This window comes from Blautia sp. St.27G3, assembly GCF_059728505.1.
In genome coordinates this window covers 726,324-740,210 of sequence record NZ_BAAGFO010000001.1, presented here as the reverse complement: position 1 = coordinate 740,210, position 13,887 = coordinate 726,324, and the positions used below count along the sequence as shown (strand labels likewise).

At 43.8% G+C, this 13,887-nt stretch carries 10 protein-coding genes; 7 read left to right on the top strand and 3 right to left on the bottom strand.

All coding sequences use genetic code 11. The features are described from left to right. The first annotated feature begins 10 nt into the window (after positions 1-10). On the top strand, positions 11-895 hold the full coding sequence (gene srtB / locus AC6I2O_RS03420) for a class B sortase (RefSeq protein ID WP_120392687.1): 885 nt from the start codon (positions 11-13) through the stop codon (positions 893-895). Positions 896-988: 93 nt separating this feature from the next. On the opposite strand, the gene AC6I2O_RS03415 is transcribed toward srtB, so the two are convergent. Then, positions 989-3,520 (bottom strand): TIM-barrel domain-containing protein, encoded by a 2,532-nt coding sequence (locus tag AC6I2O_RS03415; RefSeq protein ID WP_497741804.1) that lies wholly within the window; start codon positions 3,518-3,520, stop codon positions 989-991. 362 nt (positions 3,521-3,882) lie between these two features. Continuing rightward, positions 3,883-5,412, bottom strand: coding sequence for a hypothetical protein (locus tag AC6I2O_RS03410; RefSeq protein ID WP_497741803.1), 1,530 nt, complete (start codon positions 5,410-5,412; stop codon positions 3,883-3,885). A 201-nt stretch (positions 5,413-5,613) separates the two neighbouring features. Between AC6I2O_RS03410 and AC6I2O_RS03405 the strand changes: the two genes are divergently transcribed. The 4 genes from AC6I2O_RS03405 (at position 5,614) to AC6I2O_RS03390 (ending at position 11,738) form a co-directional block, all read left to right on the top strand. Then, positions 5,614-6,570: a substrate-binding domain-containing protein gene (locus AC6I2O_RS03405; protein ID WP_120392689.1), complete on the top strand. Its 957-nt coding sequence runs from the start codon at positions 5,614-5,616 to the stop codon at positions 6,568-6,570. Beyond that, on the top strand, positions 6,567-8,123 hold the full coding sequence (locus AC6I2O_RS03400) for a response regulator (RefSeq protein ID WP_497741802.1): 1,557 nt from the start codon (positions 6,567-6,569) through the stop codon (positions 8,121-8,123). Before AC6I2O_RS03405 ends, AC6I2O_RS03400 begins: the two co-directional genes overlap by 4 nt. Then, positions 8,113-9,588, top strand: a complete 1,476-nt coding sequence (locus tag AC6I2O_RS03395) for a sensor histidine kinase (RefSeq protein WP_497741801.1) — start codon at positions 8,113-8,115, stop codon at positions 9,586-9,588. Before AC6I2O_RS03400 ends, AC6I2O_RS03395 begins: the two co-directional genes overlap by 11 nt. Positions 9,589-9,806: 218 nt before the next feature. Continuing rightward, the gene (locus AC6I2O_RS03390) at positions 9,807-11,738 is read left to right on the top strand and encodes an alpha-amylase family glycosyl hydrolase (RefSeq protein ID WP_497741799.1); all 1,932 of its coding nucleotides are present in this window, start codon (positions 9,807-9,809) and stop codon (positions 11,736-11,738) included. Positions 11,739-11,785: 47 nt separating this feature from the next. Here the strand turns inward: AC6I2O_RS03390 and AC6I2O_RS03385 are convergent, their stop codons facing one another. Beyond that, complete coding sequence (locus tag AC6I2O_RS03385; RefSeq protein WP_497741798.1) at positions 11,786-12,568, bottom strand: helix-turn-helix domain-containing protein; 783 nt, start codon at positions 12,566-12,568, stop codon at positions 11,786-11,788. Positions 12,569-12,857: 289 nt separating this feature from the next. Between AC6I2O_RS03385 and AC6I2O_RS03380 the strand changes: the two genes are divergently transcribed. Beyond that, entirely contained in the window at positions 12,858-13,016 is a 159-nt protein-coding gene (locus AC6I2O_RS03380) for a hypothetical protein (RefSeq protein ID WP_497741797.1), read from the top strand. A gap of 8 nt (positions 13,017-13,024) precedes the next feature. Next, on the top strand, positions 13,025-13,696 hold the full coding sequence (locus AC6I2O_RS03375; RefSeq protein WP_497741796.1) for an alpha/beta hydrolase fold domain-containing protein: 672 nt from the start codon (positions 13,025-13,027) through the stop codon (positions 13,694-13,696). Positions 13,697-13,887: the final 191 nt, after the last annotated feature.

Genomic DNA, 13,887 nt, shown 5'->3' with positions numbered 1-13,887 from the left:
GGGATATCACATGTCTGGAAAAAAAAGAAAGAAAACATTTGGAGACGTGCTCAGTACACTGTTGATGCTCGTTGCGCTTGGTGTATTTGTTTTTTCTGCGTATACCCTGTATGGTTTTTATCAGGAATATCGCAAAAGCTCCGTAGAATATGACAACCTGGAGAATGACTATGCATCTGTGGACGAAGCAGATGAAACCGAGGATTTTGATGCGCTTGAGGATGATAAGACAGTACAGGATTTACAGAACAAGCAGAATATCAGCGGAAAAGAAGTTGTGACCGTTATGGAAAATGGAAAACAGATTACGGTACCGACTATGCGCAACCCCATTGATTTTACAGAGTTGAAACAGAAAAATGAAGATATTGTCGGCTGGTTGCGTATCCGTGCGCTCGGCATTTCCTACCCGGTCGTACAGGGGGAGGATAATGATTTTTATCTGCACCGCACCTTTGAAAAAGAAGACAACTTTGCTGGCTGTATTTTTGTGAACTGTGACAACAGCGGGAATTTCACTGACCAGAACACCATCATCTACGGCCACAATATGAAAGATGGTTCCATGTTTGGAAAGCTGAAGAAATTTCGGGAAGAGGGTGTTTTTGATAAGAGCAAATATTTCTGGATGTTCACACCGGACCTGATCTATGAATACCGGATTTTCTCCGCAACGGTTGTAGATAAGACCGGAATTACATATCAGTCCTTCTTCACGCAGGAGGATTTTGATACGCTGATGCAGCATGCGTTTGAGACGTCAGTGATCGACGGTTCCGATGTGGATGTCAATATGAACGACCGGATTATGACGCTTTCGACGTGTACCGGAGACGATGCAACGCGGTTTGTCGTGATGGGCAAGCTGGTGCAGATTTATGCTTCAAAGAAATAAAATAAATCTTTTTAATAATAAGGGGCTGTCCATCTTGTAATACTTTAAGATGGACAGCCTGCTTATTTTGCGTTGGATTGACAGTCGGTAGTTTTATATTGCTTCAAAAACAGGAATTTGATCTAAAGGGGCATCCACGGTATACCACTGATTGCCTTCATAGGTTTCTCCGGTAAAGTAGTGCTGCCAATTTCCCACAGGCAGATAAACATCCCAGGTGGTTGCGCCCTGCTCAGTTACCGGGCATACAAGATACTTATCCCCAAACATATACTGAGTTTCAGCTTTTCGTGCTTCCGGATCGTCCGGATACTCATAAGCCAGTGAGCGCATCATCGGATAGCCGGTTTCGCTTGCTTTTTCTGCGTTTTCCAAAATATAATCCTGAAGCTCATAGTGTATATCATTAAAGATGTTAAAGATATCAATAATGCTGTCATCGTGATAGCGTTCTGCCAAATTCCAAGGCATTCTGGTACGGCTCAAATCCGGGTTTTCACGGTTCCGGCCCTCAGAGTGAAGCTGGATGGCAGGAGAGAATGCTACCTGCGCAAGGGCTCTCAAATACAGCTCCTTGTATTCATATCCTGGCAGATCTCCTCCGAATCCGGCCATGTCCGGGGTATTGAAAGGAACATTGGAGAGGGCGAGATTCATCTGTGCATTCAGTACGGATCTGAACTCTTCCCAGGTTGGATTCTGATCGCCCATCCACATCCACGGATGCTGGTTCATATGGCGGCCTGCAGCGCGGCTGAACATGACTGCATCTCCACCAGTCAGTTCATTGGCAATGTCGTAGAGTGTCTGTGCATACAGATCCGGATAATCATTTCTGAGTTCATCTCCGCGGCGTCCGTCAAAGGCAACGGCATCACGTCCCCAGAGGAATTCTCCTCCGTCCGTTTTAAATCCGCTGATTCCGATTTCGGTAAACAGGTAGCCCATTTTTCCTTTCAGCCATTCTTTTGTCATCGGGTTGGTGAAGTCCAGAATCATATTATCTGTAAACCAGTCGTTTGGCTGCCGATAAGGAGTGCCGTCTTCATTCATAATAACCATATTGTTTTCAATCAGGTATTCGATGTCTGCGGTCATCTGCGGATTTGTGGAATTTCCGTCTTCATCCAGGGCAGGTTCTTTGATAGAGGGAACCAGCCACAGAATAAAGTGGGCATCCTTTTCCTTCATTTTTTCTACGAGAGCCACCGGATCGGTCCAGCGGTCACCCCAGATGAAATCAGAGGCGCTGAAATAATAGTCTCCGGACTGCGGCGTATAAGAGGAATCGCTGAAGATGTAGAAGTTATTTTTCCATCCCTCTGTAATAATAGCATTATATTTTACACTGTATTCCTCAGCCTTGTTCATTACGTCTTCAATTTCAGCGGTAGTGCGCCATTCATTTGCGCACAGCCAGGTACCAAAGGACCATTCAGGCGGCATAGCTGCATGACCGTTTACATCAGCGTATTCAGCTGCAATTTCCTCATTATCTCCAAGGAAAATATGCAGATCAGTCTGATTCTCTTTTCTGGAAGAAACGCGGTCAATAATCTGGATGTCATTGTTTTCAGAGGCCATCTGGAAGGAAATCTGATCGGACTCATCAATATAGAGACCGTATTTATCGGGAACCGTATAATAAGGAACCGGCGCATAGGTGGCACCGCTCTTATACTGCTCCAGATACCAGTTTATGGTTTGAATATGAACGGTATTTCCGCGTTGATTCAAATCGGCAAACTGCATACCAAATCCCATATACTGATCGTCATCCTGGCTGTCGAGATCATACTGAATCTGTTCTACATTGCCAGCGGAATCTGAAATTGCGGAAATTCCGTTGATTGCAGTAACATAATCGCCATTTTCATTATAAAAACGGATACTGAAAGGATTATAGTTTACTTCAACGCGGCAGTCGGAAGTTTTGGCCGTGAGACCGTTCTCATTTTCGATGATCTCAGCGCTCTGTTCGTCTGGTATAAGTTCGCCGAAGCCGGTATTTAAATGAATGCCGCCTTTTTCTCCGAATACCATTTGTATCTGGAAACCGTCCTCTGCTTCTAATACGAGACCGGCTTTTTCCGGATTGCGTTTCATGTTTGTATAATTCTGATGAGCCATAACGGTTACTTCATAATCCTCGCTGACGGTATCGCCAAACTGGAAATGATATGTAACTACGTCGTCCTTTTCAAGAGCCGGAAGATTGCAGGAATAGATTTCCCGGTCTACTTTACTCAGATCTACCTGATCTGCCTTATCTGCGGTAAATCCCGGGATAGCAAAGGGCAGGCTGAATACGTCCTCTACAAGGCCCATCTTTATGGGCTCCTGCTTTTCCCCATTTACAGTCCACTCCAGTGTTACATTGCGGATCATGAAATCTTCAGAATCCATTTTGGCAGAAACATAAATGGCAGTTTCCTCGCCTGAGATGGGAGTGGTGGGATTTCGTACCGCTGTTACCGGATCCACAACTTCGATCGAATAGACCTGCTGAATGCCATAAGGGGTATGACTAAAGGTCACCTCGCCAGTTTCGGCGTTGGCATAGCCAGTCAGGCCGAGCGGTACGGATAAAGTTAATAGGAGTGCTAAAACTTGTTTCTTTTTCATTCTTGATTCCTCCATTTTTCTTTACAGTTTATCAGTTTCAGTTATTCCGTTCCTGTTACTGCAATTGCACTATAAGCGATTTTATCCGCTGTGCCAACTCGATTATTTTATCTATAAAAGATAATGATTATAAAATAATGCCAATAAATCGTGCGTTATTCCATGGATTTTTTATGTAAAGTGCATATTAAAATCTGGAGAAAGTGTAAAAAAACCAATCCTCTAACGTTAGGACTTTAATCAAAATATATGCTATTGATTTAGAAAAACATAAAAATAAAACAGTAATACCTGTATGAAAACACAAGTATTCTACCTGTCCGTCAGGCAGGTTTTTCAAAGAATATTAACAGGCTGGATGTTTATTTTGCTACAAGTTCCGGATAGATTTTTCTTTTGGTTTCGATCAGCGCACCCATTACACGGCGTCCTTTATCGCTGACCAGATACCTTCTTGAATGAGGAACTTTCCGAATCAGTCCATGCGCCCTTAATTTTGTAAATTCCCTGCTGGTTTTTCCTTTTACCTTGGCAGAATCGGGATTAGCCCTATTGGTTGAATGGCGGATTTCCCTGTTCGTAAACCCACGGATGAGATATTTCCCATCCGAAACGGACTCAAAGAGAAGAAACGTCTCGGCAGACCAGACATTATATCCGCTGTAGTTTCTCCCTCCCAGTTTTTTCCGACAACAGATACTGTTGATCTCCTTTTCAATGGTTTTTGCCGGGATTATGTTCTGCATGGAATCCAGAAAACGCTTATTTGCTGCTTTGGAAATTTCAGCATACCGGTATAAGTTAGCGATAGACTTACCCATGGGAACCCACCGTTTGGATGTAGTTCCGTCTTCATGTTGTACATCCTTATAGACCTTGAATTCCCTCGGGTCATTAATGGTCATTTCTACCCGCAGGCAGCTGAATTTATCATACATCTTGATACTGTTGGACTTCATTTTGAATTTAATCCTCCAGCCTTCTGGGCGCTTACGGTAATCGGAGACTGCCTCTCCCTGAAACTTATGGTGAAGTTTACGCCCAAGAAAAGAAAAAATATCCGTACAGTTGAAGTCATAGAATGCGTGGCCTACCAGGGATGGATAAATATCCTCCAAAGCCTCCCGGCTCTTAAACATAACATCGGTAGCGTACTCGCATTGATCCACACACCAGTGGTATCCCTGGTGGAAGGTTTTTTCAATCGTATCAAGATAAGGGTTCACTTTATGTGCAAAGAGGTCAAGCTGCCTGCACAGGCTTTTGGAATCAAACCTGTCGGCAAGCTCCTGTGCCTTTTTTATGTCGCTGATTTCGTAAAAGGAGTTGTCATACATCTGGTAAGAGATGCCGTTTTGCTCAAAGACATGCTTCATCAATTCCCGCCCATTGATATAGACCTGGATAAGAAAAGGGAACCATGTCTGGAGCTTGACATGCATGAAGCCGAAATGCTTATCAAGGAAATAGAAGTAATAGTATTTGCATTTGCGGTTTACTGTGTCAAGGGAAAGCAGCCCGTTGTCATGTTTTTTAGGCTGCAGAGTCTGGCAGTATTCCACTACTGAGAGGATACAGATGAGGCCCTCATCCACCGGATGTTCTTCAAGAGCCTGTAAAGCTGCCTGTTCCTTTGAAGTTTTAGAAGATGTAAGGTAAATCAAAGGCCGTTTATCAGAAGCAGCCATATTTTCTGCATAGGAGACAATATCCGCAGTTACCTGATTGGCATAAGACGAAAAATCTTTAAGCAGGACATTTTGTTCAGAGAGGAAAAATCCTTTTCCGGAAGTGGAAAAGAACTGGCGGATATGGCCTTTGATGATCATCCTGTCAAAAAAGGAGAATGTGCCATTGATTTTATCTTTATATTGTTCTAAAATAGTGTTCATAGGATCATCCTTTCGTATGAATGCTTGCAGGGGAATTTAGTTCCCGATGGATTGGTACGCAGATACCGTATAAGTGCATTATAGCACGTGCATCTACGAATAGGATGATTCTTTTGTTTTTATAGTTTGATTGCAGCCAGCGGCTGCGGTATGATATAATCAATTTAACCAGAGAAACAAAAGGAGATTCAGGGGGAAACCATGAACAGATTAAAAAAAAGGACGCTTATTACAATAATCTGCGGTATACTCTGTGGATTTACGCAGACAGTAGATGCGACGGAAGTATGCAGCCCGCGGATTGCAGGTATCCTTTCTACAAAATCAACCTACTGGCAGGAAATGCTGCAGGGTATAGAGGAAGGCTGCAGGGAGCAGGGGCTTTCTTTTTTTGCTTTGGATATTTCGCTGCAGGACAAGGATGCTATGACCTGGAACGTGCTGGATGCCTGGCGGTTGGTATTGATGTCCGATGTAGATGTGATTATTGCTGAAGGCAATCTTCCGGATACGGAAGTGATAAAGGAAGCGCGGGAGAAAGGAATCAAGATTGTTCTGGTAGATTCTGATGCCGGAAAGGAACTGCGCGACGCCTATGTAGGAACAGATAATGTGCAGGCAGGTTACCTGGCGGCACAGATACTGGACGAGCTGTATGGAATCAGCAACAATCCTGTTATGATTCAGGATAATGAAACGAACGCTGCTGTTTCCGATCGTTTTTATGGAATTTGTGAGGCATTGAGGCAGAAATGGCCGGATGTAGAAATTAAATCTCCTGAGACACCCTGGTATTCAGAGCGGGTATCCAATTCCAGCCTGGAAAATCTGATTCTGGAAAATCCGGACATTCAGGCGATTTTTGGCCTGATGGAATCAGAAACGATGTTGTACGCACAAATTCTGAAACAGATTAACCTGGAAAAAAAGGTACATTTGATCGCCTTTGATCGTTCGGAGGAAACTCTGGAGCTTCTTGCAGATGGCATTGTTGACGCAGTAATTGTACAGCAAAGTTACGAGGTAGGCTATCAAAGCGCACAAATTGCAGGATGCCTGGCAAATGGAGGAACGCCGGAACAGGACACGATATATATAGATTGTTCAGTTATCAGCCACAAGGATCTTCCGGCTTTGGATGGAGGGAAAATCGAATGAATAAATATTATACGGTAGGGATTGTAGAGGATGAAGTTATCGAACGCCAGGCACTTCAACTAATTCTGATCCAAAACCGACCAATTCTGCAGATTGTTTTCGAGGCAGAAGACGGGAATAGTGCGTTGGAGTTGGTGCACAGGTATACTCCGGATATCCTGATTGTTGATATTCAGATTCCGGAGCGCTCCGGACTGGAGCTGTGCCAGGAACTTCGGCAGGAGGGGTATGCAGGGTTAATCATTATTAGCACCTCTTATTCTTTGTTTAACTATGCTTATCTGGCAATCAAGCTAAATGTATTGGATTATCTGTTGAAGCCAACCAGTGAGACGCAGATTTTGTCTGTATTAGACCGGTGTGTTTCTATACTGGAAAAGGATGAACAGCGAAAGGAAAAGGAACAGAGACTTGAGGAACATATGTGTCAGGCCAGATATGAGGCAGACAGGCGGTCTATCCACCATGTGCTATCCGGAAATGAACAGATATTACCGAAGCTGAGGGAGGTCGGGCTTCCACAGGACGGGGAATGGCAGGCAGTATGGATTGCCCAAGCATTGGATATTTCTGAAGATACAGGCACGCGAGAGGCACTCAGTCTGCATTCATCCGTTTGTCGGATCTTTCAGCGTGCTTTTTTTGTATTTGCCCGGATAGAAAAGGACAGGCTTCTTCTTTTCATTCATCCGCAGGAAACGAGGGAATTGTTTCAACTGTACAGTATGCTGCGCTGCTATATCTGGTCGCTCAAGCAGCTTACTGGTCAGAAACAGCCCTGCTATGTAGGGCCGGTATGTATATCGTTGGAAGAAATGCAAGCAGCCGGAAGGCAAATTCCCGAAGAATTGTATTCGCTGCAGATGACCAGCAGGGATTTTATTGGGTATACGTGTTTTGATCGCTGTCCGCGTGCATTTTCAAAGGATAAGTATGTATTTCATATGCACAAAATCCTTCGTCTTTTGCAGGATAATCGGATGAAATATCTGGAATCCATGATTCTCTCAGAGTTGCGGGAATATGCCGAAAGGGCGCCGCAAAAATTTTGGGAATATATTCGGATTTTTGTGGACGCAGTGATCTCGTTTTCTGATTCGTGGGATCTTTCTCGCGTTCAGGAGGAAATCAATCATACAGAGCTCCTGAAAAATCCGGAAAAGCAACAGGAGATAATTCATCAGATATTGTCTTTTCGTCCGACTGTCAATGAGGAAGGAGCAGATGCGTCGATCGATAAGATTCTCCGGATTATGCGTACGGAATATTCATCGGATCTGTCCCAGGCAGCGATTGCTCATCGGATGGGCATGACACAAACGTATTTTAGCCGTATCTTTAAAAACAAAACAGGGAAGACCTTCGTATCTGTGCTGACTGAGATAAGGATGAACCGGGCGAAAGAATTAATTGCAGAAAACAGAGGCATTACGATCGGTGAACTGACGGCATTATGCGGATATACGAGTAAAACGTATTTTTGCTCTCTTTTTCGGAAAACGACTGGACTTACTGTAAATGAATATCAAAGGCGGATAGAAGATGAAGAATAAAAAATTTCATACCCTGCAGGGAAAATTGGGTTTATTGGTCAGTATGATTGCACTGACTTCCCTGCTTTTCTTTTTCGGAAATTTTTATTTAGCAGGTATAGTAAGCGAGGAATACACATTGCTGATTGAACAGAATCAGCTTATGCCTCAATATATGAAAGCACTGTCAGAATATCGTTCTGCCCTGCAAAAATACTCGAATATGACAAAGGATTTGAACTGTATGAAGGAGTATTTGGAAAGCAAGGAAAAATTAGTACGAATTGCAACAGAGCTTTTTGAGGCGTTCCCGGATCCCTATATTGAAAATTTGTCCTATTTATCTGAAAATCTTTCCAGACAGGGAATGCTGATTATTACAGAAACAAAAAAAGGGGAAACAGAAGCAGCAAAAAGCGCATATACAGAATTTTCTTCCGAGTATTCCCTTTTAAATAAATACACGGTGTATGTCCAGCAATCCATTGATAAATTATCTGTCCAGGAAATCAGTCGTATCGGAAGCCAGCAGGCGGAGCGTCAGCGCAATATGCTGTTAGTTTTTTGCAGTGTTATTATCGTACTGGCTGTTTTATCTTTTCTTCGCATTCGCAACATCGTGCGGCCGATTTTACATCTCACGGAAATGGCAAATCTGGTAATGCAGAATGTATGGGATCTCCCGGGGTGGCATCATCCGCAAAAGGACGAAACAGGTGTATTGATCAATTCTTTTTACCATATGGTACAGACGATTCAGGAGCAGATTGAAATATTAAAGCAGCAGCAGAAGGTGGAAATGGAGCGTAAAGAGGCAAATGAAAAAAAGCTGCAGCTGGAGTACAGAAACGTACAGCTGGAGCTGAAAGCTCTTCAGAATCAGATAAATCCTCACTTTTTATTTAATTGCATGAATATGATTGCGAAGCAGGCATATATTGAAGCGGCGTCTCATACGCAGCATATCACAAAGGCGATTGCCCGTTATCTTCGCAGTGTGTTGGACCAGGAGCGGGAAATCGTAACCATAGAGCAGGAACTGCAGCAGATACAAAATTATTTAGATATTCAGACAATTCGTTTTGGCAGTCGTTTTCAATATGAGATAAACTGTGACTCGTCGTGTTTTTCTTTATACGTGCCATTTATGATTTTGCAGCCCCTTGTGGAAAATACGATTACCCACGGCGTGGATTGCTGTGCCAGGGGGATTCAGCTAAGCTGCAACATAAAAAAGGAGGCGCAGGGGATCGCTATTTATGTGGAGGACAATGGACCGGGAATGGAAGCGGAAAAGGTAAATGAACTGCGTATCATGGCTCAAAGCATATCTCCGGAAACTCACACAGCCGGAATCGGACTGATTAATGTATTCCGTCGGATGCAGTTATATTTTCAGGAACAAGTGGAAATTTTTATTGAGAGTACGCCCTATATCAGGACGGTTATCGGCTTCCGTATTCCGGAGGCAGGGCTGAAACGGTGATTCGCATGTTGATTTTTTGCCATACAGTGTAAAGGAATGAACAAGATGCACAAAAAATGAATGGAATGTCCAGGCAAAAATGGGTGATTTTGTTTAAAAATGTAATGGGACGTATAAAAAAACTAAATAGACAGTACAAAAAAATGAATATAGAATACCTCTCGTAAGATCTGGCAGAGAACCTTGCTGATCGAATAAAGGAAAAGGAGAGGAAGAACATGTGTAAAAAATTTTTATCCACAGGGCTTGCAGTAATCATGGCGTTTGGAAGTCAGGCAGCTGTATTTGCAGCGGAGCCGCAGGCTTTTACTGCGAAAGACGGGGTCATTGACGAGCAGGAAGGCGACGTATATTATGAAATTTTTGTACGTGCTTTTCGGGATTCAAACGGGGATCACATCGGTGATTTCAAAGGAGTTGAGGAGGCTGTTCCGTATCTGGCAGATCTGGGGATCACCGGTATCTGGCTGATGCCGATTACAGGATCAGGCAGTGCGCATGGCTATGATGTAGTTGATTATTATGCAGTAAACAGCGATTATGGAACAATGGAAGATTTTGAAAGCATGCTGGCTACCTGTCATGAATATGGCATTGAGGTTATCATGGATTTGGTCGTTAACCACTGCAGCTGGTCGAACGTCTGGTTCCAGGAAGCACTGAAAGGGCCGACCTTGGAGGATGGCAGTGCAAACCCATACTGGGATTATTTTACCTTTGTTCCTGCCGATGCAAATTATGTAGAGAAAACAGCAGATGAGATCCATGCAGAAGAGGCGGCTTATCTCGAAGAACATGGAAGCATGGAAGGATATGAAGCACAGTATCCTCTCTATGATAATGCAACAGCGGGTCCAGATAAAACGGTATGGCGCAGTACGGATGAGACAGCAGAGAGGATGGTATCGCGCGGTATTATTGAAAATGCCGATAATATCATTTCGGGATACAATTACACAGGCATCTTCAGCTCAGGAATGCCTGATCTGAACTATGAGAGCGAGGCGCTTCGGGAGGAAATGAAGGATGTGGCGGCTTTCTGGCTTGAGGCAGGAATTGACGGATTCCGTCTGGACGCAGCGCGCCACATTTATGGAGACTATTATTCAAATATTTATACAGATTACATATTTGAGAAAAATATGGATTACTGGAGAGACTTCCGTGCATCCCTGGAAGCAGAGTATCCGGAGGTTTACCTGGTAGGTGAAGTTTGGGAGAAAAATACAGATAATGTGGTTCCGTTCCTTACTGACGGCGGATTGCACAGTATTTTTGACTTCAATCTTTCCGGTAAGATCTATGAAGCAGTTTCCAACGAGACAACTGCTTACAATCCGGAACTCGCATCAGAAACGAACCGTCTGAGTGAAAAAACGGATCTGGATATCGTAGGAGGACTGATTGATTATTATAATAAGCTTGGCGAAGGATCTAATTATGAATTCATTGACTGTCCATTCATAACAAATCATGACCAGAACCGTCTGATCAGCCTTTTGCGTTATAAATTTGATGAGAGTGCGGATGATATTCTGACAGCACCTGTTCTTCTTGATCCGAATGAGAATCCGGTGCCAAGAGATGATGCAGAAAAGGCAGAAAGCCATGCAAAGGTAGCGGCAAACCTGCTGCTGACACTGCCTGGAAAACCGTTCCTGTATTATGGAGAAGAGATTGGAATGGACGGCGCAAAGCCTGACTCCAGTATCCGTGAGTGTATGGGATGGTTTGAAAAGCCTTTTGAAGGCGGATTTGCAAAGGATGGACTTGCAAACTATAATACTGTATATTACAGTCTCGGCGGAAAATCTTCTGTAGAAGTTCAGCAGGAGGATCCGACATCCATGTTGTCTCATTATAAAGAGGTTATTAAGACACGAAAAGAAATTCCGGCTCTGATGAATGGTGACATTGATGAATATGCTGTAGATTCCCAGGAAATCGTATCCTACATTCGCATGACTAAGGATCAGCGTGTGCTGGTACTGATCAATCTGACCGGCAAAGAACTGACTCAGGAGATTGCTGCAGATCCGAACTACGGTGAATTTACAGATGTGGTATTCCAGTCTGCAGTAGATGAAACTAGCAGCTTCGATGGACAGACAGCGACACTTGCACCTTACTCTATGCTTATTCTTGAGTAAGTTTCTGTGATTATACAGGAAGAGAATACGGGGAGGAAATACGGCGGTTAGCCGTATTTCCTCCCCACAACATAAACAGGGACAAATAATCCCGCCAGATACACAACCAGTAAAATGCTTTGCAGAAACAGATTTACGGATAAACTGGAAGCAGCGGCAGTGCAACAAATGTAAAACGGCGGTATGGTCAGCAGGGTGACGAGCGACCAGATACGCAATGCCCTTACGATGTGCGGCCAGTTGCTGTTGTTAAAATACAGACCAGGCACATTCATACGAAAAAATCCGTCCGAGATGCCACTGATTTCATTTTCGTCATAATAAGCAGGCAGTCTGTTTTTCATGAAAAACCAGAAATAGACTCCAAAGATAAAACTAAGCAGCTCAAATGTCAGAAATGTGGTTGCAAATGGATAGAGTATTGATTTTCTACCGGATAAAAACCATATTCCTAACAATAGCTCCAATAAGGAAAGCAGCGTGCAGCTGCCAAAAAGAACCGCGTGTTTTTTACGCTGTTCTTTTCTTTTTTCCGGTGTTTCTTCTGAGAAGGTGAGGGCTTTTTTGACAAGGACTTCTACCTGCGAAAGCTCCATATCAGAAGCGGTATCAAGACGCCGTGCTTCAAGCAGTTCTGTGACGGAAACGCCGAGGATGTCAGCGAGCGGCATCAGAAGAGAGATATCCGGCATACTCAAGCCACGCTCCCATTTGCTGACCGCTTTGTCAGACACGAACAGTTTTTCGGCAAGTTTTTTTTGGGTATAGCCTTTTGCTTTTCGCTCCTGGCATAAAAATTCTGCAAATGCAGTTTTGTTAAGCTCAAACATGTTTTATTACCTGCTTTCTGATAAATTATTTATTGGAGATTTTAGTACGAGGGAAATCGTTTTCAGTTTACCTGTTTCGTCCCCAAATAGCAACCGACTGGCAGTAGAATTGCCGGAAATTGGGGCAAAATCATTGTTAACAGAGAAAAATGTTATAAATGAGAAACAGGCAATCGGTGCAAAATCTGGCAGTGAGAGAAAGAATTATCAGATTTCAATGCAAAAACGGTCAGTGCCAGGGCAGGTATTTTGAGATTACATGCGCTATCTTTTCCTGTAATCAGAGGATGTGACAGAGAATTCTCCAGTTATTGTATTTATCCACGGTGGTGCATGGTGGGAGGCATCCTACAAATGTGAAGAAGAATTTACAGGTTCTTGGTCCAATCAGCAGCTTGCATACGTGCTTTCTCTTGTAGAGGAAGGGGCTCGATTGATTATCGCCTGAGCCAGGAAATGGCTTATCCGGCACAGATCGAGGACTGCAAGGGTGCAGTACGGTTCCTGCGTGCTCATGCAGAGGAATACGGAATTGATCCAGAGCGGATTGCTTGTTCCGGAACTTCAGCAGGTGCACATCTGGCAATTCTGCTTGCTGTTACAGGCGATGTGGAGGAGCTGGAAGGAGAGACAGGAGGAAATCTGGAACAGTCCAGTCGGGTGCAGGTGTGCGCAGACTTTTATGGTATGACAGATATTATTATTCTGAGTACAGATTTGTATGATGCCCCGTATCACATCAATGCAATGGATGCCTATAATCAGATAGACGCATATAACTCAGCACGTTCTCAGCTTATCGGGTTTAAGGAAAAGGGAGAAGGCATGGGCGTTCTGCGTGCAGAACAGTATAATCCGGATACGCCTTACAAAGAGGAGCTGAAGCTTGTGGAAATGGCGAGTCCGATCAATTATGTGACAACAGATGATGCACCGATCTTTATGGGGCAGGGGGGAAAGGACCCGCGTGTATTTGTTGCACAGGCAGAGCGTCTTCACAAATTATACATTCAAGCAGGCCTTGAGGCATACCTCATGGTGAACTCCATGGCAGGCCGTGATAATCTTGGAACATATATCAATGAGGCGGCATTAAGCTTCCTGCGTGACAAGCTTGGTATGAATTAAGGATTTTGAATAACCGCGGTATCCAAAAGGCATCCGGCCCCGAAGATACCGCGGTCTTTTGTTGACGGCTCAGCGATTTTCTTGTTATGATAAATGAAGAGAGAATCGCGATAGAGGTGAATGAACTACCCGCAAAGGCAAAAAAGGAGGGCAAAGCCGTTGAAAAAATGGATGATCCCGGTACTGTTGCT